Origin of the sequence: Pseudosulfitobacter pseudonitzschiae, assembly GCF_002222635.1 — a bacterium.
In the GTDB taxonomy this organism is placed as follows: domain Bacteria; phylum Pseudomonadota; class Alphaproteobacteria; order Rhodobacterales; family Rhodobacteraceae; genus Pseudosulfitobacter; species Pseudosulfitobacter pseudonitzschiae_A.
On sequence record NZ_CP022415.1, the window covers coordinates 1,399,368 to 1,423,940 of the forward strand.

Annotated in this window: 25 protein-coding genes; 14 read left to right on the forward strand and 11 right to left on the reverse strand. The window is 61.8% G+C overall.

Features of this window, described 5'->3' with window-relative positions:
* Nucleotides 1-33: 33 nt before the first annotated feature.
* The 7 genes from SULPSESMR1_RS06745 to SULPSESMR1_RS06775 are packed head-to-tail and all read left to right on the forward strand — an operon-like array spanning nt 34 to nt 6,559.
* Nucleotides 34-765, forward strand: coding sequence for an SDR family oxidoreductase (locus SULPSESMR1_RS06745; protein WP_089420132.1), 732 nt, complete (start codon nt 34-36; stop codon nt 763-765).
* A complete protein-coding gene (locus SULPSESMR1_RS06750) occupies nt 765-1,499 on the forward strand; it encodes an SDR family NAD(P)-dependent oxidoreductase (RefSeq protein ID WP_089420133.1) in 735 nt (244 codons plus the stop codon). Before SULPSESMR1_RS06745 ends, SULPSESMR1_RS06750 begins: the two co-directional genes overlap by 1 nt.
* Before the next feature lie 40 nt (nt 1,500-1,539).
* A complete protein-coding gene (ltnD, locus tag SULPSESMR1_RS06755; protein WP_089420134.1) occupies nt 1,540-2,439 on the forward strand; it encodes an L-threonate dehydrogenase in 900 nt (299 codons plus the stop codon).
* Entirely contained in the window at nt 2,436-3,683 is a 1,248-nt protein-coding gene (gene otnK, locus SULPSESMR1_RS06760) for a 3-oxo-tetronate kinase (protein ID WP_089420135.1), read from the forward strand. Before ltnD ends, otnK begins: the two co-directional genes overlap by 4 nt.
* Nucleotides 3,680-4,327, forward strand: coding sequence for an aldolase (locus SULPSESMR1_RS06765; protein ID WP_089420136.1), 648 nt, complete (start codon nt 3,680-3,682; stop codon nt 4,325-4,327). The genes otnK and SULPSESMR1_RS06765 overlap by 4 nt, the downstream gene beginning before the upstream one ends.
* 4 nt (nt 4,328-4,331) lie before the next feature.
* Nucleotides 4,332-5,822, forward strand: a complete 1,491-nt coding sequence (locus SULPSESMR1_RS06770; RefSeq protein WP_089420137.1) for a UxaA family hydrolase — start codon at nt 4,332-4,334, stop codon at nt 5,820-5,822.
* Complete coding sequence (locus tag SULPSESMR1_RS06775; RefSeq protein WP_089420138.1) at nt 5,822-6,559, forward strand: hydroxypyruvate isomerase family protein; 738 nt, start codon at nt 5,822-5,824, stop codon at nt 6,557-6,559. Before SULPSESMR1_RS06770 ends, SULPSESMR1_RS06775 begins: the two co-directional genes overlap by 1 nt.
* Before the next feature lie 321 nt (nt 6,560-6,880).
* Here the strand turns inward: SULPSESMR1_RS06775 and SULPSESMR1_RS06780 are convergent, their stop codons facing one another.
* The gene (locus tag SULPSESMR1_RS06780) at nt 6,881-7,468 is read right to left on the reverse strand and encodes a dihydrofolate reductase family protein (RefSeq protein WP_089420139.1); all 588 of its coding nucleotides are present in this window, start codon (nt 7,466-7,468) and stop codon (nt 6,881-6,883) included.
* A 243-nt stretch (nt 7,469-7,711) separates the two neighbouring features.
* On the opposite strand from SULPSESMR1_RS06780, the gene SULPSESMR1_RS06785 reads away from it, so the two are divergent.
* Both SULPSESMR1_RS06785 and SULPSESMR1_RS06790 read left to right on the forward strand, forming a co-directional pair.
* Nucleotides 7,712-8,134 carry a winged helix-turn-helix transcriptional regulator gene (locus SULPSESMR1_RS06785; protein ID WP_089420140.1) on the forward strand — a complete coding sequence of 141 codons (423 nt, stop codon included), beginning with the start codon at nt 7,712-7,714 and terminating at the stop codon, nt 8,132-8,134.
* Between the two features lie 256 nt (nt 8,135-8,390).
* Complete coding sequence (locus tag SULPSESMR1_RS06790) at nt 8,391-9,413, forward strand: IS110 family transposase (RefSeq protein WP_089420141.1); 1,023 nt, start codon at nt 8,391-8,393, stop codon at nt 9,411-9,413.
* A gap of 431 nt (nt 9,414-9,844) precedes the next feature.
* Here SULPSESMR1_RS06790 and SULPSESMR1_RS06795 read toward each other — a convergent pair whose 3' ends face one another.
* Entirely contained in the window at nt 9,845-10,888 is a 1,044-nt protein-coding gene (locus SULPSESMR1_RS06795; RefSeq protein WP_434223015.1) for an IS110 family transposase, read from the reverse strand.
* A gap of 268 nt (nt 10,889-11,156) precedes the next feature.
* Between SULPSESMR1_RS06795 and SULPSESMR1_RS06800 the strand changes: the two genes are divergently transcribed.
* Nucleotides 11,157-11,687, forward strand: a complete 531-nt coding sequence (locus SULPSESMR1_RS06800; protein ID WP_089420142.1) for an SF0329 family protein — start codon at nt 11,157-11,159, stop codon at nt 11,685-11,687.
* Nucleotides 11,688-12,066: 379 nt separating this feature from the next.
* Here the strand turns inward: SULPSESMR1_RS06800 and SULPSESMR1_RS06805 are convergent, their stop codons facing one another.
* The 8 genes from SULPSESMR1_RS06805 to SULPSESMR1_RS06840 all read right to left on the reverse strand — a co-directional run bounded on the left by SULPSESMR1_RS06805 (nt 12,067) and on the right by SULPSESMR1_RS06840 (nt 19,655).
* Entirely contained in the window at nt 12,067-12,681 is a 615-nt protein-coding gene (locus SULPSESMR1_RS06805) for a chloramphenicol acetyltransferase (RefSeq protein WP_089420143.1), read from the reverse strand.
* Between the two features lies 1 nt (nt 12,682).
* On the reverse strand, nt 12,683-14,038 hold the full coding sequence (gene phnE, locus SULPSESMR1_RS06810; protein ID WP_089420144.1) for a phosphonate ABC transporter, permease protein PhnE: 1,356 nt from the start codon (nt 14,036-14,038) through the stop codon (nt 12,683-12,685).
* A 3-nt stretch (nt 14,039-14,041) separates the two neighbouring features.
* A complete protein-coding gene (gene phnE / locus SULPSESMR1_RS06815) occupies nt 14,042-14,917 on the reverse strand; it encodes a phosphonate ABC transporter, permease protein PhnE (protein ID WP_089420145.1) in 876 nt (291 codons plus the stop codon).
* 76 nt (nt 14,918-14,993) lie between these two features.
* The gene (phnD, locus tag SULPSESMR1_RS06820; RefSeq protein ID WP_089420146.1) at nt 14,994-15,902 is read right to left on the reverse strand and encodes a phosphonate ABC transporter substrate-binding protein; all 909 of its coding nucleotides are present in this window, start codon (nt 15,900-15,902) and stop codon (nt 14,994-14,996) included.
* A gap of 62 nt (nt 15,903-15,964) precedes the next feature.
* Nucleotides 15,965-16,774 (reverse strand): phosphonate ABC transporter ATP-binding protein, encoded by an 810-nt coding sequence (phnC, locus tag SULPSESMR1_RS06825; RefSeq protein ID WP_089420147.1) that lies wholly within the window; start codon nt 16,772-16,774, stop codon nt 15,965-15,967.
* 226 nt (nt 16,775-17,000) lie between these two features.
* Nucleotides 17,001-17,813 (reverse strand): ABC transporter permease, encoded by an 813-nt coding sequence (locus SULPSESMR1_RS06830; RefSeq protein ID WP_089420148.1) that lies wholly within the window; start codon nt 17,811-17,813, stop codon nt 17,001-17,003.
* Nucleotides 17,806-18,573 carry an ABC transporter ATP-binding protein gene (locus tag SULPSESMR1_RS06835; RefSeq protein WP_089420149.1) on the reverse strand — a complete coding sequence of 256 codons (768 nt, stop codon included), beginning with the start codon at nt 18,571-18,573 and terminating at the stop codon, nt 17,806-17,808. Before SULPSESMR1_RS06835 ends, SULPSESMR1_RS06830 begins: the two co-directional genes overlap by 8 nt.
* A 62-nt stretch (nt 18,574-18,635) precedes the next feature.
* On the reverse strand, nt 18,636-19,655 hold the full coding sequence (locus tag SULPSESMR1_RS06840) for an ABC transporter substrate-binding protein (RefSeq protein WP_089420150.1): 1,020 nt from the start codon (nt 19,653-19,655) through the stop codon (nt 18,636-18,638).
* Between the two features lie 187 nt (nt 19,656-19,842).
* Between SULPSESMR1_RS06840 and SULPSESMR1_RS06845 the strand changes: the two genes are divergently transcribed.
* Together SULPSESMR1_RS06845 and SULPSESMR1_RS06850 are read left to right on the forward strand one after the other, a co-directional pair.
* Nucleotides 19,843-20,271 carry a YqaA family protein gene (locus SULPSESMR1_RS06845; RefSeq protein ID WP_089420151.1) on the forward strand — a complete coding sequence of 143 codons (429 nt, stop codon included), beginning with the start codon at nt 19,843-19,845 and terminating at the stop codon, nt 20,269-20,271.
* 99 nt (nt 20,272-20,370) lie between these two features.
* The gene (locus tag SULPSESMR1_RS06850) at nt 20,371-21,201 is read left to right on the forward strand and encodes a phosphogluconate dehydrogenase C-terminal domain-containing protein (protein ID WP_089420152.1); all 831 of its coding nucleotides are present in this window, start codon (nt 20,371-20,373) and stop codon (nt 21,199-21,201) included.
* 3 nt (nt 21,202-21,204) lie between these two features.
* Here the strand turns inward: SULPSESMR1_RS06850 and nanR are convergent, their stop codons facing one another.
* On the reverse strand, nt 21,205-21,918 hold the full coding sequence (nanR, locus tag SULPSESMR1_RS06855; RefSeq protein WP_089420153.1) for a transcriptional regulator NanR: 714 nt from the start codon (nt 21,916-21,918) through the stop codon (nt 21,205-21,207).
* Nucleotides 21,919-21,966: 48 nt separating this feature from the next.
* Here nanR and SULPSESMR1_RS06860 point away from each other — a divergent pair, with 48 nt between their 5' ends.
* A complete protein-coding gene (locus SULPSESMR1_RS06860) occupies nt 21,967-23,307 on the forward strand; it encodes a four-carbon acid sugar kinase family protein (RefSeq protein ID WP_089420154.1) in 1,341 nt (446 codons plus the stop codon).
* A complete protein-coding gene (locus SULPSESMR1_RS06865) occupies nt 23,304-24,563 on the forward strand; it encodes a ribulose-bisphosphate carboxylase large subunit family protein (RefSeq protein ID WP_089420155.1) in 1,260 nt (419 codons plus the stop codon). The genes SULPSESMR1_RS06860 and SULPSESMR1_RS06865 overlap by 4 nt, the downstream gene beginning before the upstream one ends.
* Nucleotides 24,564-24,573: the final 10 nt, after the last annotated feature.

The following is a 24,573-nucleotide window of genomic DNA, read 5'->3' on the forward strand; positions in this document are numbered from 1 at the left end:
GGCAAGTAGTGCGCAGATCGGGAGAGAGAGAACATGCCATCCATTATCATCACAGGTGCCGGAAGCGGCGTAGGACGCGCCACGGCGAAGGTCTTTATCGGCGCGGGCTGGGACGTGGGGCTGGTGGGGCGGCGTGCACAGCCGCTGGAGGAAACTGCGGGCGACAGCGGTGCACTGGTGTTGCCTTGTGATGTGACGGACGAGGATGCGGTTGAAGCAGCCTTTGCCAAGGCGGCGCAGACGTGGGGGCGGATTGACGCGTTGTTCAATAATGCGGGCAAGTCGCTGGGCGGTGCGCCACTGGACGAGCTGGCGGTGTCGGACATTCGCGACCTGCTGGATGTGAACATCATGGGCGCATTCATCGCGGCGCGCGCGGCCTTTGGCCAGATGCGCAAGCAGAACCCGCAGGGTGGGCGCATCATCAACAACGGTTCGGTCAGCGCCTATGTGCCGCGTTGGGGCTCTGCGCCTTATACAGCATCGAAACATGCGGTGACGGGGTTGACGCGCACCGTCTCGCTGGACGGGCGTCCGTTCAACATTGCTTGCGGGCAGATCGACATCGGCAACGCGTTGACGGATATGGCGGCGAAGATGACCAAAGGTGTGCCGCAGGCCGACGGATCGAACGCGATCGAGCCGGTGATGGATGTGGCCAATGTGGCGTCTTCGGTGCTGCATATGGCCAGCCTGCCGCTGGATGCGAATGTGCAGTTCATGACCGTGATGGCGACGAACATGCCCTATATTGGACGCGGTTGATGCAGATGCAGGGACAGATTGCCGTCATCACCGGCGGCGCGCAGGGCATTGGTTTTGCTGTGGCGCAGGGATTGGCCGAAAAGGGCGTGACCGTGGTCAGCTGGGACATCGACGCAGGCAACGCCGAGGCGATGGCGTCATTGCCTGTGCCCGGGGTGGCGGTGATGTGCAATGTGGCCGATATGGCCTCGGTCACGGCGGCCTATGAACAGACGTGTGCGGGCACCGGTGTGCCCACCATTTTGATCAACAGCGCGGGCATCACTGGCCCGAACGCCACGCTTGAGGATTATGACCCCGAGGCGTGGTGCCGCGTGATTGATTTGAACCTGAACGGCACCTTTTACACCAACAAGGTCTGCGTTCCGGGTATGAAAGAGCGCGGCTATGGCCGCATCCTGAACATCGCGTCGATTGCGGGCAAAGAGGGCAACCCGAACGCGTCCGCCTATTCCGCGTCCAAGGCCGGTGTGATCGGATTGACCAAATCATTGGGCAAGGAACTGGCGGGCATGGATATCGCGGTGAACTGCGTCACGCCCGCCGCTGCGCGCACGCGGATATTCGACCAGATGAGTCAGGAGCACATCGACTACATGCTGTCGAAGATCCCGCGCGGGCGGTTTCTGGAACTGTCCGAGGCCGCCGCGATGATTGTCTGGGCGGTGTCGCCTGAGAACAGCTTTACTACGGGTGCAGTGTTCGATCTGTCGGGGGGACGCGCCACATATTGATGGCGCCGGTTTGCAAAAAGATGACGTTGGGAGAGGTCGGATGACACAAGGGACAGTGGCCATATTCGGCCTTGGTGCGATGGGCGGCGGCATGGCGGGGGCGCTGTTGCGCGCCGGTCTGGTGACGCACGGGTTCGACGTGAACGCCGACGCGGTGGCGCGGTTTCGTGCGGCAGGCGGGGCGGATGGCACGCTGGAAGAGGTCGCAAAGTCGCTGGATGCGGTTGTGGTTGTTGTGGTCAACGCGGCGCAGACCGAGGACGTGTTGTTCGGCTCGAACGGCATTGCGGACAAGCTGGCGGCAGGCACCGCTGTGGTGGCCTGTGCCACGGTAGCGCCCGAATTTGCCCGGGACATGGCGGCACGCTGTGCGGCGCTGGGGCTGGAATACCTTGATGCGCCAGTGTCGGGCGGCACGATCCGCGCGGCGCAGGGCACTTTGTCGATCCTTGCGTCGGGTTCCGAGGCGGCCTTTGCCCGTGCGCGGCCGGCGCTGGCCGCCATGTCTGAAAAGGTGTTCGAGCTGGGCGATCAGGTCGGTGCAGGGTCGTCCATGAAGGCCGTGAACCAGATGCTGGTGGGCATTCACATCGCAGCGATGGCCGAGGCGATGACCTTTGGCATGACCCAAGGTGTCGCGCCCGATCAGTTCATGGATGTAATTTCGCAGTGCGCGGGCACGTCATGGGCGTTGGAAAGCCGTGGGCCGCATGTGCGCGACGGGGATTATACGCCGCTGAGCGCTGTGGACATCTGGCCCAAGGATCTGGGCATCGTCATGGACATCGCCAGATCGGCCAAGTTCGGTGCGCCGATCACGGCTGCGGCGTTGCAACAATGGATGGCGGCCTCAGGTTCGGGGCTGGGCCGCGAGGACGACGCGGCGGTGGCCAAGGTTTACGCCCGCAACGCAGGTCTGACATTGCCGGGGGACGCATGAGCACAGTCCTTGGCGCGATTGCAGACGATTTCACAGGTGCCACGGATCTGGCCGGATTGCTGGCGCGCAGCGGCGCGCGGGTATCGTTGCGCATTGGCGTGCCGGAGGGGCCGGTCGAGGATGCCGCCCCGTTCGAGGTGATCGCGCTGAAAATCCGCACGGCACCGGTGGCCGAGGCCGTGGCGCAGGCGCGCGCGGCGCAGGCCTGGTTGGCGCAGGCGGGGGCAAGGCGGTTTTTCTGGAAGTATTGCTCGACATTTGATTCCACCGCAGAGGGCAATATCGGCCCGGTGGCCGAGGCTTTGATGCAGGCCACGGGCGCGCAGCAGACGATTTATTGCCCCGCGTTCCCCGAGAACGGGCGCACGGTTTTCATGGGCAATCTGTTCGTCGGGCAGGTGCCTCTGGCCGAAAGCCCGATGAAGGACCATCCGCTGACACCGATGCGCGACAGCAATCTGGTGCGGCTGCTGCTGCCACAGGTAACGCGGGATGCGGGACTGGTGGATCGTTTGACCGTAGCCCGTGGAGTCGATGCAGTGCGCGCGGCGCTGGCGCAGGCTGCTCCGCATGTGGTGGTGGACGCGGTGGCCGACAGTGACCTGAATGTGATCGCAGAGGCCTGCCGCGATGCGGTGCTGATGACGGGTGGCAGTGCGGTGGCGATGCCTCTGCCCGATCTCTACCGCGCGTCGGGGCTGTTGCAGGACGCAGGTGCGGCGGCGGTCTGGCGCGCGCCCGATGGCCCCGCGCTGGTCCTGTCGGGCTCGTGTTCCGCGATGACGCAGGCGCAGGTGGCACGCTATGCGGCCAGCAACCCGAGTTACCGGTTGGACCCGCTGGCGCTGGCGCGTGACGGGGTGCAGCCGGTGCTGGACTGGCTGGCAGGGCAATCCGGTGCGCCGTTGATTTACGCGACTGCCGCGCCGGATGTGGTGCGCGCCGCGCAGGACGCATTGGGACGTGACAAGGCCGGAGCGGTTGTCGAGGATGCGCTTGGTCGGATCGCCTGTGCCGCGCGTGACAGCGGGACGCGGCGGATCGTGGTGGCGGGCGGCGAAAGCGCGGGTGCGGTGACACAGGCACTGGGCGTGACGCGGCTGGACATCGGGCCCGAGATCGCCCCCGGCGTGCCGTGGTGTGCGGCAACCAGCGACGGTCAGACGGTGGCATTGGCGCTGAAGTCGGGGAACTTCGGCACGGAAGATTTCTTTGCCATAGCTTTGGAGATGTTGGACAAATGAGTGCCGATACCCACCTGCGCGAGCTGATCTGCACACTGGCCAAATCGCTTTATGATCGCGGCCTGACGGGCGGATCGTCTGGCAATATTTCGGCACGGACCGAAGGCGGCGGACTGTTGGTGACGCCGACAGGGTCGAGCTTTGGCCGTCTGGACCCTGCGCGGCTGTCGCTGTTCGACGCGCGAGGCACCCATGTGGGGGGCGACCAGCCGACCAAGGAAATGCCGCTGCATTCCGCGTTCTATGAAACCCGCAGCACTGCGGGTGCGGTGGTGCATCTGCATTCGTGTCACGCCGTTGCGCTGTCGATGCTGGAAGATGTGGACCCCGACAATTTCCTGCCGCCGCTGACGCCTTATGCGATCATGAAACTGGGCAAGGTCAAGCTGCTGCCGGTGTTCCTGCCCGGTGATCCGGCGATGGGCGAGGCGGTGCGCGGGCTGGCGGGGAAACGCTCGGCGGTGATGCTGGCCAACCACGGGCCGGTGGTGGCGGGCCGCGATGTCGAGGCCGCCTGCCATGCGATCGAAGAACTGGAAGACACCGCGCGGCTGGCGTTGCTGACGCACGGAATGCCGCGCCGCCCGCTGAGTGCGGCGCAAATTCAGGATATCGTCACACGCTTTGACGTGGATTGGGAGTGAGACCATGAAGACCGTCCGATTGTCTGCCGACGACAATGTCGTCACCGCCACCCAGCCGCTGCAAGTGGGCGACGAAGGGGCGACGATGCTGATCCCGCGCGGTCACAAGATGGCGGCGCAGCCCATCGCCAAGGGGGAGGCGGTGCGCAAATACGCCAACCTGATCGGCTATGCCGCCGAAGACATCGCGCAGGGTGCCCATGTGCATACGCACAATCTGGAATTTCGCGCGGTCGACATGGAATACGAATTCGGCACCAACCTGCGGCCTGTAGCGGCGGCTGTGACGCAGGACACGTTCCAGGGATACCATCGCGCCAGTGGCCGCGTGGGCACGCGCAACTACATCGCGGTGCTGACCTCGGTGAACTGTTCGGCCACCGCTGCGCGCCAGATCGCGGCGCATTTCACGCCGGACAAGCTGGCGGATTATCCCAATGTCGATGGCGTCGTGGCCTTTGTCCATGGCACGGGCTGTGCGATGGGCGGCGATGGCACGGGGTTCGAGGTGTTGCAGCGCACGCTGTGGGGCTATGCGCGCAATCCCAATTTTGGCGGTGTGCTGCTGGCGGGTCTGGGGTGCGAGATGATGCAGATCGACTGGCTGATCGAGGCTTATGGCCTGACGCCAGGGCCTCTGTTCCAGACGATGAACATTCAGGACGTGGGGGGCCTGCGCCGCTGTGTCGAACTGGGCGTGCAAAAGATCACCGCGATGCTGCCCGAGGTGAACAAGGCACGGCGTGAGACGGCACCTGCGTCCGAGTTGATGGTGGCGCTGCAATGCGGCGGTTCAGACGCGTGGTCGGGGGTGACGGCGAACCCTGCGGTGGGCCATGCCTGCGATCTGCTGGTGGCGCAGGGGGGCACCGGCGTGCTGGCCGAAACGCCCGAGGTCTACGGCGCAGAACACCTGCTGACCGCCCGCGCCCATGACCGCGCCACGGGCGACAAGCTGATTGATCTGATCCATTGGTGGGAGGATTACACCGCCCGCAACCGTGGCTCGATGGACAATAACCCCAGTCCGGGCAACAAGCAGGGCGGGCTGACCACCATTCTGGAAAAATCGCTGGGCGCTGTGGCCAAGGGCGGCACGACCCCTTTGATGGGGGTCTATAAATACGCAGAACCCGTGACCGCGCGCGGCTTTACCTTTATGGACAGCCCCGGATACGACCCTGCGTCGGTCACCGGCCAGATCGCCAGCGGCTGTACTCTGGTGTGCTTTACCACGGGGCGCGGATCGGCCTTCGGGGCAAAGCCGTCGCCGTCGATGAAGGTGGCGACCAATTCGGAAATGTACGCCCGTCTGCACGAAGATATGGACGTGAACGCGGGCACCATCCTGTCCGAAGGCAGCAGCGTCGAACAGGTGGGGCGCGAGATTTACGAGATGTGGTTGCGCATGGCCTCGGGCGAGGCCAGCAAATCCGAGGCGCAGGGCCTGGGCGACTACGAATTCGTACCTTGGCAGATCGGTGCGGTGATGTGATGCGGTTCTCTGCAAACCTGGGATTTTTGTGGAGCGAACTGGCGCTGCCCGATGCGATCCGAGCGGCGGCGGCTGCGGGGTTCGATGCGGTGGAATGTCACTGGCCTTACGGTGTGCCTGCGAAGGACGTGGCGGCGGCGTTGCATCAGACCGGCCTGCCGATGCTGGGGCTGAACACCGCGCGGGGCCGGACGGGCGAAAACGGTCTGTCGGCACTGCCCGGTCGCGGCGACGACGCGCGGGCGGCGGTCGATCAGGCGTTGGCCTATGCTCAGGCGACAGATACAGGCGCGGTGCATGTGATGGCCGGTTTCGCGAGTGGTGACGCCGCCCACGCGGCCTTTGTCGAGACGTTGCGCTATGCCTGTGCGGCGGCGCCGGATCGCACGATATTGATCGAGCCGCTGAACCACTACGACGCACCGGGCTATTTCCTGAAGACCACGGCGCAGGCCGAAGCGATTATCGCCGAAGTGGGTGCGCCGAACCTGAAGCTGATGTTCGACTGCTATCATGTGCAACTGATGGAAGGCGACATGACGCGCCGGCTGGAACGCCTGATGCCGGTGATTGGCCATGTGCAGGTGGCCTCGGTCCCTGACCGCGGGGCGCCGGATCATGGCGAGCTGAACTATCCGTATGTTTGGGAAGTGCTGGAGCGGCTGGGATGGGACGCGCCCGTGGGGGCGGAGTACAAGCCGAACGGGGATACGGAGGCGACGTTGGGGTGGATGTAAGGGGTGGGGGCCGAAGCAGGGCATCGCTTCCAAGCGGAACCAGGGCGAATAGCGCAGAGCCGTTGTTCGAGTGAAACATAGCTAAGGACCGCAGGCAGCTCATACCCGCCGCCTATCAGACATCGTGACGCTGCATCGCAGCTTTCGCTTTCCTGCCGTGCGTGCATCTAGCAGCATTTTCGGCACTTGGATTTCGACAATGCGGAATTTTTGCGACATTCGGGTTGGGTATCTGTACGGACGTGTTCGCCTTTGCGGACGTCGCCAAGGCCGAGACGGCCAAGGAGTTGGCCCGTCACTCCAGCCGAATTTGAACCGGTCCTAGCCGGCAGGTCCGTAGCGATTCACCACGACGCCGCATTCATAGGCCTTCGAGCCAAGCAAGCGAAACTTGCGGAAGTCAGCGTGGTCAAAGATTCGGCTTCCTCCGCCAAGGGCAGCCGGATTAATGTAGAACTGGAATTCGTCCACCAGTCCGGCGGCAATCAATGCCGAGGCAAAACCCGCACCACCGAAAACAGCGATATTGCCACCTTCCTCGACCTTTAACGCACCGACTTCACGCGAAAGGTCTCCGCTTCTGACCGCCGTGCGCTCCCACCGGGATTTTTCCAGCCTGTCGCTCGGCACCACCTTTTGCACATCGATGATACGCTGCGCGAAGGCAAAGAACGGGTCCTGCGGATATCTCTGCGCCGCATTGCCCCAATGGGACAGATAACCTTCCTCCACCATCTTGCGGCTCAACAATATGGTGTCGATGGACTGGAAATGAGCATTAAAATCCTGCTTGAGCGCCTTGTCCCAGCGGTTGTCGTCACCCCAGCCCCAAACCTGCCAGTCGTGGTCGCCGTCGGCACCGACAAAGCCGTCGACCGACATCTGCATCTGAAGAACGAGTTTTCTCATTCTGGGAATCCTCCAGTTCTATAAGTGGCTAGATTTATCAAGGCCGCAGCATCAAATTCAGGGGTAGCGCCGACCTTCACGAGAGCGTGTTTCTCCCCCCTCAAAGGATTCAACCGGTTCATAAAATTCTCCTTTCTCAAAACAATACCAGCCAGATTGGCTGAAAGTGCTTTACAATCGGAACCATTGACGTTGGGTCGTAATGATGTCAATAGTAAAGTGATTTAAAAATGGAACTAAAAAATGTCAGGCAAGGAAAAATCGAACTGCCCCATCAACCTGTCACTCGAAGTGATCGGTGACCGATGGACACTGTTGATCATTCGCGACATGATGTTCGCTGGAAAAAAACATTTCCGAGAGTTCTTGCAGTCGGATGAGGGCGTCTCGTCGCGCACTCTCGCTGACAGGTTGCAGACCCTTCAGGCAGAGGGGATCGTGACGCGCCACGGCGACCCCAATCACAAACTCAAGGCGGTTTACCGCCTAACGAAAGCCGGGATCGATCTCCTGCCGATGCTGGTGGATTTGGGTGTCTGGGGGAACCGCTATCGTGCTGCCGATCCTGAACTGGGAGCCGTCGCGGAAAAGCTTGCAGCTGGCGGGCCTGAGGCAATCGAGCAGATGAAGCGGCGACTTGCATCAGAGCGATCCGAGGCTGAATGAGCTCTATGGCCATGCCGGAGAAGGGCTTTAGGCCGTCTTGCGGCAGCGCAGCACCAGGTCATTTGCCGCACCTGAACCCAGGACCGCTGCAACTGGCTGTAGCCAGCCCGAATGTATGTACCGGCTGCTATTCGCAATCGAGAAATTGGCACGATTTCGGAAGTCGCTCATATGTATCCGATGGGGTGGACGCCCCTCCGACGGCATCGATGTGCCAAACTGGTGGTGTGATCACCATGTTGAAGAGGAGACGTCCATGGAAAAGATTAGCATAGTCGGCGTAGATTTGGCCAAAAACATATTCCAGGTTCACGGAGCGACAGCCGATGGCAGACCGGTATTCAGCAAGAAGGTACGGCGGTCAAAGCTGCTGTCTCTACTGGCTGGCATTCCGACCTGCACCGTGGCCATGGAGGCGTGTGCCAGTTCTCATCATTGGGGGCGCGAGATCGGAAAGCTTGGGCATACCGTTAAGATGATCCCTCCGATCTACGTGAAGCCTTACGTCAAGCGACAGAAGAACGATGCCAATGATGCGGAAGCGATCGCTGAGGCGGCATCTCGTCCCACAATGCGTTTTGTCACCGTGAAGAGTGCGGAGAAACAGGCATCAGGCATGGCGTTGCGAACCCGTGACCTGCTCGTAAGGCAGAAGACCCAAACGATTAACGCGCTGCGTGGGCATCTGGCAGAATACGGGCTGGTAGCACCTTCTGGCACAGTTCATCTCAATCGGTTACAGGCCGCGATCAGTGATCCGGAAACAGAACTGCCAGCCGCAGTCATTGACCATGCTCAACTGCTTTTGGATCATATCGAGATGCTTGCATGCAAGATCGACAAATTGGGTGCTGAGCTACGTGCTGGTGCCCGGCAGGATCCAGCGGCAAAGCGCTTGATGACGATCCCAGGTATCGGGCCGATCACGGCCATGGCCCTTACCGCTCTCTCTCCAGACCCAAGCACTTTCCGCAAAGGGCGGGACTTCGCCGCCTGGACCGGGCTCACGCCCAAGCAATTCTCATCGGGCGGCAAAGAACGTATCGGGCCCACGTCGAAAATGGGCCAGCGCGACCTGCGCCGCCTTCTTATCATCGGTGCGGCGTCTGTCGTGCGATGGGCCATTCGACGGGGTGCGGATCAGGGTGGTTGGCTCGGGCAGATGCTGGCACGTAAACCAAGGATGCTCGTGACCGTCGCACTGGCCAACAAGATGGCGCGCACTGCATGGGCTCTGATGACGAAGAATGAGAACTACAAGAACCCGGCTTTGGCCTAACCCAGTAGGGTGGCTTTTGCCGGTCATGTGAGAAGGTCGGAGGTGAAGTAAGGACAAACGGTCAATGAGACGGGATCAGGAAAACCAGGCACTAGGCCGTGCGCCTTAGAGCGCGCGTATCCGAGTTGGACCTGATCCGCGCATCTCCATACGGGCCCGTGGCGTGTCAAAGCCACATTCAGAGGCCGAACACACGACAGCACCTGACCACATGTTCATACCTGCCAAAACTTCTTGCATTCACCGGGGCGTCCACACACGGCCTGTTGATCGGCTCGTGGGCCGTGGCCTTGATGGGGTTACGCACGCGCCGTGGTCTCATTAGCGGATAGGTCGATTTTGACCATTCGGGCTGTCAGACTCTGGGTGCGTATTTTCTCCGTTCCATGCTGTCCTCTCTTTCGCGAACTCCTTGGTGACCGTGGAAGACGTCAGATCGCTTCCATGGCCGCGTCTCTTGGTGCGTCGAACTGGGTGCCGTGGCGCAGAAGGCTCCAGGCGGTTCGTGCGAGTTTGTTGGCAAGCGCGATGGCCGCCTTGTTTCTGGGCATACGCGCCACCGCCTCGGTCAGCCACGGGCCAAAGCTGAAGTCGGACCAGCGGTGCGGGCGCATCATGATCACTTTAGCCGCCTGCACGAACAGCATCCTCAGGTAGCGACTGCCGCGCTTGGTGATCCGTCCGAGGATCGTTCGCCCGCCGGTGCTGAATTGTCGGGGCACCAGACCAACCCAGGCTGCAAAATCGCGCCCCCTGTCGAACGCCTCACCTTTGCCGACTGCCGCGACCATCGCCGTCGAGATCATTGGCCCGATGCCGGGTATCGTCATGATGTTGGCGCAGTTCTCTTCCGTGCGGCTGATCTCTTCGATCTCGCCGGAGACGTCCCCGATCCGTTTGTCCAGCCAGAGCCAGTCGCCGTAAAGCCCGATCAGGATGCCACGCATTCGAGGTGAGATCTCATCCCGACGCTGTTCGAGGATCGTTTCGAAGGAATTCTTCAGCGCCCGCAGCCCCGACCTGACGGTGATCCCCTGCTCGATCAGGAAGGCCCGGATCTGGTTGATGGTGGCCGTGCGCCGCGAAACCAGCCGTGCCCGGACCCGGTGCAGGGCCTGAAGGTCGAGCTGATCTTGGTCCTTTTCTGAAACGGTCCGAAGGTTGGGTCGCAACGCAGCTTCTGCGATCGCCTCCGCGTCGTTGTAATCGTTCTTCTGGCCCTTGTTGAACGGCTTCACGTAAATTGCCGGTATGATCCGCGGCTCGAACCCCATGCTCCGCAGCGTTCGGCTGACAAAATGGGCGCTGAGGCAAGCCTCCATTCCCACGATGCAGCGTGGGAGTTGCTCGAAAGTGGCATTCAGAGCCAAGCGCTTGATCTGCTTTCGGATGACCAGTTGGCCGGACCGGTCGAATCCGACCAGGTGAAACGTATCCTTCCCGATGTCGATCCCGACGACGGCAAGGTCTTCCAAACTTCCTGTCTTCTTTGCACACATGGCTACTTCTCCTTGTTGCGCGGTTGATCCCAGTTAAAGATAACCCAACGTTGGGGGAAGCAGCCGGCACATCCCATTAGCGGCCGCACAGTCCTTGGCTCGAACCTGCGATAGCTGACCTTCGCCGCGCAGGCAGCGAACTGGCAAACTGCGGACATTTCTGTCGTTTGCGTCGCTTAGTTTAATGTCGGCTATCTTCGTCAGAGTAATTGACCATTTTCGTGGAAGTGCGCATGTTGCTGGGATGAGATGGACCAAACTCAAACAACGCATTGAAGATTGCTTCGCCGAGTCTGCAAAGGGTCGCGTAGAGGTCTGGAATACGCGCTATCGTAATTCTCACGATCAAGAAGGTGAGGCTTGGATCACAATTGATAAAATACAGGTCCATAGCATGGGTTCTCTGACTTACTTGGTGAAATACTATGAACAAAGCACCCAGATTCAGCAGGAACGAGCCTGCCAAGACTATGGTGATGACCAGCAGATAAAGGGGTATCTTGCCGCGCAAGAAGAAGTTCAGCAAAGGCTCCGGAACGATGGCACCATTCCGCTAGAAGAATTCAATAGTACGCTTTTCGAGTATCTGAATTTATCTATCGAAGAAATTTTGGGATCAGATCAAATGGTCTTGAGAGCTTTGGGTATGTTCGACAAGCGACTTGGAAAAAGACGGCTGAAGTCCCTGAATCTCTCCAGTGATCATGAGTTGGTACAGAGCTTCTTTCGCATTCGCTGCGCATTTGAAGGAATTCGTCCGCAACTAGACACCTAGCACTCGCTCCAAAGCCTAAGCCGACATTGAGGCGTTTTGCGGCATTGATCAACTTGGACTCACAGCCGACCTTCGCCGCACTCAACACGAATGGCCGCTGTCGGGAAATGGCACAGACTTTGCAAAGTTCACTACTGCGCAAAGCAGGAATATGCGAGAGCGCAGCTTTTCGGGAATGTGATCATCAGCAGATAGACGCAGCAATTTTCCCTGATACCTGCACCCCCACCAAGCCCGGAATCAAAGCACGTAATGCCGCCAGCCTCTCGGTGTTCGCAAAGCGAACACCTGCCAACAACACGTCACGCCGGAGGTGTGCGTGAAAAACCGGTGAACCTGTGGTGCGACGGGCGGGCGCTGCCCTTTGTGAAGGGCGCTCTTATTCGTACTTCTCCAGAAACGCCTCTGCCGACAGCGCGCGGAAATCCTCCAGCGTTTCACGCAGGCGGTCGTGCGGCCAGTCCCACCATGCCAGCACCATCATCCGCTCGGCCACGGGGCGGGTATAGCGCGCCCGCAGCGGCAGCGCCGGAATGCCCGCCACGATCATATAGGGCGGCACGTCGCGGGTGACGATGGCGCCGCCTGCGACGACGGCACCGTGGCCGATGCTGACCTGCGGACGGACCTGTGCGCCGTGGCCCAGCCATGTGTCATGGCCGATGATTGCACGGCGGGTGCGGCGGTGGTCGAACCAGGCGGTGTCGTGTTCCGCGTCGTCGAAATAATCGGCGGAGCGGTAGTGGAAGTGGTGCAGGCTGGCCTTGTCCATCGGATGATCGGTCGCCCCGATGCGCACGCAGCTGGCGATGTTGGAAAACTTGCCGACTTCGGCATTGGCGATGTCCGCCATGCGGTCGCAGTAGGAATAATCACCGATGGTGCTGTGCGCCACGCGGCTGGCCCGTCCGATCTCGACGTAGGCGCCGAACGTGGCGTCGGTGATCTCGCAATCGGGATGCACGAAAGGCGCACCGGCGGTCAGGCGGGCCATATCAGTGGCCACCCTCGCCGTTGCCTTGGATCAGACGGCGGCGCAACCAGCCCGAGAAAGTGTCCATGGCCATGACCATCAGCACGATCAGCACGATGTAGTAAGACACCTCTTCCCAGTCCTTCTGGGTGATGATCGCCTGTGTCAGCAGCAGGCCGATGCCGCCGCCAGTGATCGCGCCGATGACGGTGGCGCTGCGGGTGTTGGATTCCAGATAGTATAGCACCTGGCTCAGCAACACCGGTGTGACCTGTGGGATGACGCCGAAGCGGTAGCGTTGCATCGGTTTGGCCCCGGTCGAGGCGATGCCTTCGATCTGCTTGTCGTCGACGTTTTCCAGCGCCTCGGAGAACATTTTGCCAAAGCTGCCGGTGTCGGTGATCAGGATCGCCAGCGCGCCGGTCAGCGGTCCGGGACCAAAGGCACGGCTGAGGATGATCGTCCAGATCAGCCCGTCGACGCCGCGCACAAAGTCGAAGAACCGGCGCACGCCAAAGCGGACGCTCATCAGGCGGGTAAAGTTGCGCGCCGCCAGAAAGGCCAACGGTAGCGCCACCAGCGCCGCACCCATCGTGCCCAGAAAGGCCATGAGCACGGTTTCAAAGATCGCCCAGATCACGTCCTTGTGGCGCCACATCTTGTTGTTCCAGACGTCGGAGACCATCGCGGACAAGTTGCTTTGGCCCGCCACCACGCGGTCGGACGACAGGGCAAGCGACGCCAGTTCACCGATGGTTTTACCATAGAACGGGCTGTCGAGGGTGAACCAGAACAGCTCCCAGCCCAGGGCATAGTTGTACACTTCAGTGCGGGCGCGGGTGACGGTGGCACGGCCGCCTGCGCCGGTGATGTTGACCCGCGCGTTGCTGGCGCTGATCCAGTCGGGGACTTGTCCGTCGGGTGTGTCCAGCCGGATGGTACGGCCATCGACGGTGACAGTGATTGTGCCATAGTCGGGCCTTGTATAGCGCAGGGTCGGCCCGTCGATTTCGGCGGTTTCGCCTGCATCCAGCGTGACGCGGACGGCGTCGTCATTCAGGGGTGTGACGAAATCGGGCAGCATCCCGTCGGGATAGGTGCCTTTGTTCTCGCCCTCGATGGCATAGGACATGCCGCCGTTGCGGTTGTCGTGGGTGACGTGGGTTTTATAGCTGTAGCTGTCGGCGACCAGAATGGCGGCATTGTCCATGCGGGCGCGGTCCATCAGGCCGGGAATGTCGAAGGCAAAGAACAGGTAGACGAAATAGGCAAGGATCACGGCGGGCGCGGCGAAGGCGAACAACCGTTTGCGGGCGATCAGCGCGGTTGCGGCCTGTTTGTGGCCTTGGGCGGGCAGTATGTCTGCGGTGGCGGTCATGGCTCAAACCTTTCCGGCGAGTTTGTTGCGATAGTGGCTTGAGAGTTGGTCGAAGAAGACGATTGTCAGGAACAGCAGCAGGAAGATGGCTGCGACCTCGTCATAGCGGCCCTGACCCCAGCTGAAAGCGTTCTTCAGGTCGTAGCCGATGCCGCCCGACCCGACAAAGCCGAGGATGGCGGAGGCGCGGATGTTGATTTCAAAGCGCAGCAGCGCGTAGCTGAGCCAGTTGGGCGCGACCTGCGGAATGATGCCCAGCATCATGCCTTGGGTCCAGCTTGCGCCGGTGGATTGCAGCCCTTCCAGCGGCTTGAGGCTGGCGTTTTCGTTCACTTCGGAGAACAGTTTGCCAAGGGCGCCTGCGGTGTGAAAGGCAATGGCGATCATCGCAGGCACAGGGCCACCACCCAGCACAAAGATCAGCACCAGCGCGATGACGATTTCGGGAATGGCGCGCATGATGTCCATCATCCGGCGGAACAGTCCGATCAGCCTTGGAAAACGCGCCAGACCGCGGGTGGACAGCAGCGACAGCACGATGGCCATCAGCCCGCCCACAAGCGTCGATGCGGCGGCGATGTTGATCGTCTCGATCATCGAGGGCAGGAATTGCAGCATCAGGGCGGGGATCAGTGCGGCCTTTTCGCCCGCTTCGGTCAGCACCTCGCGCGGGAAGGCAAAGATGTGCAGGATACCGTCCCAGAAACCGCCCGCGTTGCGGCTGTCGGCCAGCATAAAGCCCGAAGCCATCAGGGCGATGAACACAACCAGCATGATGCCGCCGTACATACGCTTGGTGCGCGTCATGGCCATATAGGCGTCTTGTATTTCCGAGGTGCGTTGCACCCCGACACTCTGGCTGAGGGTGGTATCGGTCATCGCGGTGTATCCTGTAGGGCCATCGTAAAAAAATGGCCGGCCCCGCGCGGGGACCGGCCAAAGGGGCAAAGCCCGTTTACATCTTGGATTTGCGTGCCTCGATGATCGACGTATAGCCTTCGTGGCTGATCGGCTGGAAACCCAGCGCGTCACCGGCCATAAAGTTATAGGCGCAATCGGGGTCCATATAGGGCAGCGACGCGGTCAGCGTGGTGATGTCGATCTTGACGCGCTCGGGCAAATCCTTGCGCAGCACGACGGGGCCTTCGGGGATCGGCTTGGATTTCCAGATTTCGACCAGTTCGTTCATGTCGACGAGGCCCGCATCCGACGCCTTGCGCAGCGCGCCGGAGTTGTAACCGTCGGTCCAGTCGCCCATGCCGTCGGCCCATGTGACACCCGCATCCACGTCGCCGTTGGCCACAGCAACGATCGTCTGTTCGTGGCCACCGACAAATTTGACTTCGCCAAAGTAGTCACCGGATTGCATGGTCACCGAAAGCTCGGCGGGGATTTCGATCGACGGGATAAGGTAGCCCGAGGTCGAGTTCGGATCGCCGAATGCGAACACTTTGCCTTCCATGTCCTTCAGCGATGTGATGCCGGAATCCTTGCGGGCAAAACCGATGGAGTGATAGCCGTAGGAGCCATCGACATTGGTTTTGACCATGATGGGTTCGATCGCTTCGGGGTCGGTCAGATAGGCCTTGGCATAGGCCGATGCGCCCAGCCATGCCATGTCGATGGAACCGCCCAGCAGGCCCTGGATCACGCCGTCATAATCTGCGGGCGTGAACAGTTTGGTGGGCACGCCCAGCAGTTCTTCGACCTTGGCACGGTAGCATTCGTTCGATGTCATGCGGTCCTGTGCGTTTTCACCGCCCAGGATGCCGATGCGGAATTCGGTGATGGCGTCGTCTTGTGCAAAGGCAGCGGTGCTGAGGGCGGTGGTTGCGGCAAGCGCAAGTGCGATGGTCGTTTTCATATGTATCTCCATTGGGTCTTGTTGGTTTGGCAGGTGCCCGCCGCAGCGGGATGGGAACTGGCTCAGGCCGGAACGGCGTGCGTGTCGGTGCTGTCCAGTGTTTCGATGGCGGTAGAGGTTGCGGCTTCGGAAAAGTCCGATCCGGCCCCGTAGATGTCGCGTGCGACGCCGGTGGTCAGTTGTTCGGGTGTGCCGTCAAAGACGACGCGGCCGTCGCGCATGCCGATCACGCGGTCGCAATAGCGGCGCGCGGTGTCCAGCGTGTGCAGGTTGGCGATGACCATCCGGCCATCCTCTTCGTGGATGCGGCGCAGGGCCTGCATCACGACCTGTGCGTTCATCGGGTCGAGCGAGGCGATAGGTTCGTCCGCGAGAATGATCTTGGGGTCTTGCATCAAGGCGCGGGCGATGGCCACGCGCTGTTGCTGACCACCTGACAGCGCCTCGGCGCGTTTGGGGGCGTGTTCGACAATGCCCAACCGGTCAAGGATTTCGATGGCGCGGTGTACGTCCGATGTGGGGTACAGGTTGAACATAGTGGCCATCGTCGAGCGGCGGTTCAGCGTGCCGTGCAGCACGTTCGACACCACGTCCATGCGAGGGACCAGATTGAACTGTTGAAAGATCATCGCACATTGCGATTGCCAGCGGCGACGGGCGGCACCGCGCAGATGCGTCATGTCATGGCCTTCGACGGTGAAGCTGCCCGAAGAACTGTCGGTCAGGCGGTTCAGCATCCGCAGCAGGGTTGATTTACCGGCTCCCGACCGTCCGATGATTCCGATCATGGCAGAGCGCTGGAACGACAGCGTGGCATTGTCCACGGCGGTGTTCGCGCCAAAAGTTTTGGTCAGGTTGGTGATTTCCAGCATATTTGTCCCCAAGGCATGTTGGGGCCGACCTACGGGCTGCAGGATTCAGTTTTGTTTCAGTTTTGCGAAACTTATATGACAGGTGGGAAAGTTTCGGCGCTGCGGCGAAAATAGTTTAACCGGTGGTTGAAACGCTTTTGTAAACAGCCCGGAATCAAGGCACGCATTGGCGTATGCCCGCTTGTTACGCCTCAGATATGTCGCTGCCCGCAGTGGCGGTGTCAGCCTAGCTGCGCCACGCCAGCAAGCGTTTCTCGATCAGCCCGATCACCGTGCTGAGTGTCACACCCAGCACCGACAGGATCAGAACGCCTGCAAACAACCGCTCCAGATCGTAAAGCGATCCGGCTTCGAGGATATAGGCGCCGATGCCGTATTCTGCGCCCAGCATTTCGGCAGCGACCAGCAGGATGATCGCAATGGCCAGCGAAATCCGCAGCCCCGACAGGATGCCGGGCATGGCGCCGGGCAATACGATCTTGCGAACGATCGACAGCCACGACAGCCCGAAACTTTGCCCCATCCGGATCAGCGACCGGTCGACGTTGTCCACAGCGCCATAGGTCGCAACAACCGTGGGCGTGAAGGTTCCGAATGCGATCAGTGCGTATTTTGATGTCTCGTCGATGCCGAACCAGATCACGAACAGCGGCAGCAGCGCGATCTTGGGGATCGGGAACAGCGCCGCCACCAGCGGCACCAGCCCCGCGCGGACATAGGAAAACAACCCGATCAGGATACCGACGCCTATGCCCAGACTGGCCCCCAGCGTCGCCCCCACCGCCAGACGGCTGAGCGAGGGCACAAGGTGTTTGAACAGCAGCCCGCTTTGCCACAGCTCGACAAAGGTTGCGGCCACGTCCGACGGTTTGGGCAGGGTCAGGGCCGAAATCCAGCCGGTTCGCGTGCCCCACTCCATCAACAGGATCAGAACGACAAACACAGCCACGCCGACGCCACGCCGCGCCGAGGGGGCAAAGCCGCCGCCGCGAAAGCGGACTTCGGTGGCCTGTTCGGGTGTCGTGGTGGTGTCAGACATGCAACAGCTCCGCATCGGCAGCGCGTGCTTCGTCGCGCATCAGGGTCCACAGGTGCTTTTGCACGGTTTCCAGCTCGGGATCGGCATAGCCGCGTTGGTCCAGCGGTTTGTCGATCTCGACCACTTCGCAGATCTGTCCCGGACGGCGCGACAGCACGACGATCTTGTGGCCCAGCCGCACGGCTTCAGCCAGATTGTGCGTGACATAGACGGACGTGAACGGCTGGCGCACCCACAGCGCCACCAGATCATCCATCAGCAATTCGCGGGTCTGGCTGTCCAGCGCCGACAGCGGTTCGTCCATCAACATCACGGCGGGGTTCACGGCCAGCGCGCGGGCGATGGCGACACGCTGTTTCATCCCGCCCGACAGTTGGCGCGGCAAGGCCTGCTCAAAATCGGTCAGCTTGGTGCGGGCCAGCACGTCGGTGATGATCACCTCTGCGGCCTTGCCGCGAATGCCGTGATCCTCAAGTACCAGCGAAATATTCCCGTGCACCGTGCGCCACGGCAGCAGGGCAAAGTCCTGAAACACAAATGTCAGCGGGTTCAGGCTGTCGGCGGGCGGCGTGCCCAGTTGCAGCACGCGGCCCGCATCGGCGCGTTCCAGCCCGCCGGTCAGGCGCAGCAGCGTGGACTTGCCACAGCCCGAGGGGCCGACCAGACACACGATGCGCCCTGCCGGAATGTCCAGACTGATGTCGCGCAACACTTCGGTGTCGCCATAGCTGTGGCTGATCGCATCAAGGCGGATGTCCATGCGGGCTGTCCTTTGGGGGTAATGGCAGGCGGCGGGCAATCGCGCCCGCCGCCAAGGGGCGCTTAGGCCTCGTAGGTGTCGACGTAGGATGTGTCGACAAAGGTGTCGAGCGTGATCGCGGCATCGACCAGACCTTCGGACTGGAACCATTCCAACTGGTCCGTCAGCGAGGCCACGTTCATCTTGGCCCCTTCGTTCAGACGCATTGTGCCGTTGATGATCGACGGTGCCGCCTTTTCGCGGGGCTGGTCGGTGTAGACGTATTTATGGATCAGATCGACCATCTGGTTCACCCCGTCCTCACCGCCGTCCTTGGCGATCATCGCGGCGTTGTAGTCGGCCACGCCCTTGGAAAATCCGGTCAGGAACGCTTGGGTCTGGTCGCGCTGGTTGTCGGCGTTGTCGGTCGAGGTGAAGACCGTGGTGACCTGATAATTCGGCAGATAGTCCGAGATATTGCCAATGATGTGAACCGCGCCCGAACCTGCCAGAGGCTTGGCGATATGGGGCACGATGGACCATGCGTCGATCTGGCCGGATTTCAGCGCGCCAATGATCGCGCCGACCTTTTGCAGCGGCGTGAACGACATCTCGATGCCCTCGGCGGCGGCAACTTTCGAGCCCATATAGTGGAACGACGAACCGGCGGTGGAAATGCCGAACTTCTTGCCCGCGAGACCCGCAGGTGAGGTCAGACCCGCCTGAAACGCCGCGTCCGAGGCCAGAATTTTCTGCCCGTCAATGCCCGGTTCTTCGGTCAGACCGCCGCCGATCACCTTGACCGCGCCCTTGTCGGCAAGCGAGATCAGACCGCCCGACACGGCTGTCACGGCATAATCGACATCGCCCGAGGCAATGGCCACGGCCATCGGCTGAGCGGCCTGAAAGAAGCGCAGTTCCACATCAAGGCCCGCCTCCTGGAAATAGCCACGCTCGACCGCGATAAAGCTGGCGGCATGCGAGGTGAAGCGCAGCGCGCCCACGACGATTTTTTTGTTCTGCGCAAGGGCAGGTGCGGCAAGGCCGGTGGCGGCGGCTGCCCCGATCAGACCTATTGTCTGGCGGCGGTTGAAGTTGATCATCGTATCCTCCCTGAAGTGTATGATCGGTTTGCTTGGTGTTTCAGTGATCCAAGAAGCCGGAGTTTTCAAGGGTTCAGGGTGGAAAAGCCTCTGTGACGGGGTGTTAAAGGCCGCTGGCGCGTGGGGGCCGTGTCGGGGTAGCAGGGGCAAAGGCACCCGATGGCAGGCAGACAGCAATGACCCGATCATGACCGCGTATCTTGTTCTTTTCGCATCCGCACTGGTGGCTGCGACCATTCTGCCGATGCAATCCGAAGCGGTTTTGGTGGGGCTGTTGGTTGCGGGCAACCATCCCGTCGCGGCGCTGCTTCTGATGGCGACGGTCGGCAATGTGGCGGGCTCTGTCATTAACTGGGTTCTGGGCCGCTATCTGCTGCGGTTCAAAGACAGGCGGTGGTTTCCCACATCCGACAGACAGCTTGCGCGCGCCCAAGGCTGGTATCACCGCTATGGCCGCTGGTCGCTGCTGGGAAGTTGGCTGCCGGTGGTGGGCGATCCGCTGACGGTGGTTGCGGGGGTGATGCGCGAACCGTTCGGGTCGTTTCTGGCGCTGGTTACCCTTGCCAAGGGTGTCCGGTATCTGGTGCTGGCGGCGCTAACGCTGGCGTGGCTTTGACGGCTACAGACATCCCGCAGGCAGGGCAGGCTTGACTCCAACTTGTTAATATATCATCTCATCATACCAGTTGGGATTTTGCACAAGAGGATCGAACACATGGCACAAAAAATCGCGTTGATGGGCGCAGGCGGCAAGATGGGCGTGCGCAGTGCGACGAACCTTTTACAAACAGATTTTGACGTGGCCCACGTCGAGATTTCCGAAAGTGGTCGCGCGCGGCTGAAAGAGGCCATCGGCGTCGATTGTGTCCCTGTCGAAGAGGCGCTGAAGGGGGCCGATGTGGTGCTGCTGGCGGTGCCCGATACGGCGATCCGCGCGGTGGCCGCGTCGATCATCGACATGGTGCCCGCAGGTGCGATCGTGATCTGTCTGGACGCGGCGGGGCCATTTGCGGGGCATCTGCCCAAGCGTGATGATGTCACTTACTTTGTCACGCACCCGTGCCATCCACCGATCTACAATGACGAACAGACCGACGCCGGCCGCAAGGATTACTTTGGCGGCATTGCCGCGCAACAGGGCATTGTGAATGCGCTGATGCAGGGGCCGGAAGAGCACTATGCGCTGGGTGAAAAAGTCGGGCGCGCGATCTATGCGCCGGTGGCCCGCAGTCACCGCGTCACCGTGGACCAGTTGGCGCTGCTTGAACCGGGATTGTCGGAAACCGTTTGCGCGTCGCTGCTGGACGTGATGCGCGAAGCGATGGACGAGGTCGTGCGGCGCGGCGTGCCAAAAGAGGCCGCGCGCGATTTTCTGTTGGGTCACATGAACATTCTGGGGGCCGTGATCTTTGACGAGGTCGACGGCGTGTTTTCGGATGCCTGCAACAAGGCGATCACATTCGGCAAGCCGATGCTGATGCGTGACGACTGGAAGCGGGTGTTCGAACCGGACGAGATTGCCGCCAGCATCCAGCGCATCACCTGAATGTCAGTCGCGCTGTTTCAATCCGGCAGAGCGGTCAAGGTGTGTGGCCATATGGGCCACCGCCGCCTGCGCGTCCTGCGCGTCGATGGCGGCGACAATCTGGCGGTGTTCGGACAGCGTGGTGTCCTCATGCCCCGACCAGTGCAACAAGGCACCGTGGTTGTGGAAAATCCATTTCAGCATCGCGTCGGCCAGCGCCGTGATGACCGGATTGCCCGCAATTGCGATGATGCGCGCGTGAAAGGCGATGTCGGCGGCGACAAAGTCGTCCGGTTGGTCACGGGCGGCGGCCTGCATGGCGATCAGATGGTGCAGGGCGGTCAGGTCTTCGCTGCTGCGTTGCAGGGCTGCGACGCGGACAAGCCCCAGTTCGAACATGCGCCGCGCGTCTTTGAGGTGGCCCAGGTTTTCCGGCGCGACCGACAGCAGCGTTTGCGCCATACCGTCCAGTTGCGCCAGCGCGCTTTGCGGGGTGATCGCGTTGACGCGGCTGCGTTCGCCGTGGCTGACCGTGATCAGCCCCATCGTGTTGAGCGTTTGCAAGGCCTCGCGCACAACTGGGCGGCCGACGCCGAAACGGTCCATCAGCGCACGTTCCGACGGCATCGGATCGCCCGGTGCCACGGCCCCTTCGACGATCATCGTGTGCAGACGGTCGAACACTTCATCCGAGAGTTTACGGCGCGGGATCGGGTCTGTGGGTGTAGGTGTGGACATGGCGGCCTTGGTGTTCTGGGTGCTGCAACTGGTATGATGAGATAAGCGATGAATGGTCAAGTCCTGGATGGTCCGGTATTGGCGTGGCTGGGGGATGATTTCACCGGTGCCGCGGCAGTGATGGAGGTTCTGGCTTTTGCGGGGCTGCCGGTGACGCTGTTCCTGACGCCCCCTGATGCGGCGCGTCTGGCGCAGTTTCCGAACCTGAAGGGCATCGGGATCGCCAGCATGGCGCGGACGCAATCGCCTGACTGGATGGAGGCGCATTTGCCCGCCTTGTATGACGCTCTGGATGCAACGGGGGCGGCGCTGGTACAGTACAAGGTGTGTTCGACGCTGGATTCCGCCCCGCATGTGGGCAGCATCGGGCGGGCAATGAAGATCGGGCAGGCACAGTTTGGCGGAGCGGTTCCGGTGGTGGTCGCGGCACCGCAGATGCGGCGGTATCAGGCCTTTGGCCAGTTGTTTGCGGGGACAGAGGCGGGGGTATTCCGGCTGGACCGTCATCCGGTGATGTCGCGCCATCCGGTCACCCCGATGCACGAGGCCGACGTGGCGCGGCATCTGGCGGCGCAGACGGATATGCCGCTGGGCTGTCTGGACCTTGAGGTGCTGTATGATGCGGCGCGGGCCGATGCGGCCTTGGTCGCGGGGCAAGGTGTGACGGTGGATATGATCGGCCCGGCGGATGAGATCGCCGTGGGGCGGTTGTTGTGGGAAAACCGCAGCGCGCACCGGTTTGTCGTGGGATCGCAGGGCACGGCCTATGCGCTGGTTGCGTATTTTCGGGCTCAGGGGTGGTTGCCTGCGGCCACGCCGGTTGCGGGGCTGGGGCGGGTTGCGCGGATGGCTGTAGTTTCGGGTTCGGTGTCGCCCACGACGGCGGACCAGATTGCATGGGCTTGCGACAACGGCTTTGCGGGAATTGCGTTTGATGTGCTGGCGGCCTGTGGCGGCGGGTTGGACCGCGCCGAACAGGAAGCCGTGGATGCGGGTCTGGCCGCTTTGGATGCTGGACAAGTGCCGTTGATCTATACGGCCAAGGGGCCGGATGATCCGGCTGTTGCGGCCCTGCGCATGGCGGCGGGGCCGGATTTGCCTGCGGTCAACGACCGTATTGGCGCAGCACTGGGACGGGTTCTGCGCGCGCTGATCGAACGCGGTGGGCTGGGCCGAGCAGTGGTGTCGGGGGGTGACACCTCGGGGCATGTGTGCACCGCTTTAGGCATCGACGCGCTGACGGCGGTGGCACCGACGATTGCGGGGGCCGCGATTTGTCGGGCCCATGCGACGGGTGCGATGGACGGGCTGCATCTGGCGCTGAAGGGCGGGCAGATGGGCAGCCGCGATTATTTTGGATGGGTTCGGGACGGAGGCGGCGCGCGATGACACGGTTGCAAGCGACATATGAAATTGAAAGCCCCGTGGGCGTGGCCCGTGCTGCGGGCGTGATAGCGGGCGAACAGTCGACTGGAACCTTTATCCGGCTGGCGTCCGAAACCGATGATTTGCGCACACGCTCTGCCGCGCGGGTCGAAGCGGTCGAGGTCACCGGCGCTGCCGACCATCCGGCGTTGCCCTGTCGGCTTGCGGCGGACCGCTATGAACAGGGGCGTATCACGCTCAGCTGGCCGGTCGAGACCTTCGGCCCGTCGCTGCCTAATATTCTGGCCACGGTGGCGGGAAACCTGTTCGAACTGGCCGAGGTTTCAGCGATCCGGCTGCTGTCGCTGGACATTCCCGACAGCATTGCCGCCGCCTGTCCGGGCCCGCAGTTCGGCGTTGCGGGCACGCGGGCGCTGATGGGGGTGGCATCGGGGCCGATGATCGGCACCATCGTCAAGCCGAGCGTGGGGTTGAGCGCGCAAGAAACCGCCACGCTGGCCGGTGATCTGGCGCGGGCGGGGATTGATTTCATCAAGGATGACGAATTGCAGGGCAATGGCCCCGCCTGTCCGCTGTCGGATCGCGCACGGCTGGTGATGCAGGTGCTGGACGATGCCGCACAGGTGACGGGGCGCAAGGCGATGTATGCGTTCAACATCACCGACGAGATCACCGATATGTGGCGGCATCTGGAGATGCTGGAGCGGTTGGGCGCGAGTTGTGCGATGGTGTCGCTGAATTCGATCGGGCTGGCCGGATTGCGGGCGGTGCGGGATCGTTCGCCGCTGCCGATCCACGCGCATCGCAACGGGTGGGGGTTGATGTCCCGCTCGCCGCATATTGGCATCGCGTTTCCTGCGATGCAAAAACTGTGGCGGCTGGCGGGGGCGGATCATTTGCATGTGAACGGATTGGCCAGCAAGTTTACCGAACCCGACGCCGTGGTGATCGAGGCAGCGCGCAGCGTTCAGGCTCCGGTATCGGTGGACCATGCGCATGGCGCCTTGCCGGTGTTTTCATCGGGGCAGACGCCGTGGCAGGTGGCGCCAAGTGCGCAGGCTTTGGGCAATGATGATTTCCTGATGTGCGCGGGCGGCGGTATCATGAGCCATCCCGATGGCCCTGCGGCGGGAATTGCCGCGTTTCGACAGGCTGCGGCAGCACAGGCGCAGGGGGTCAATGTGCGGACCTATGCGGCGGATCATCCCGAACTGGCCGCGGCGCTGGATACCTTTGAGGGTGCCGTGACACGCGGTTGACATGGGCGGG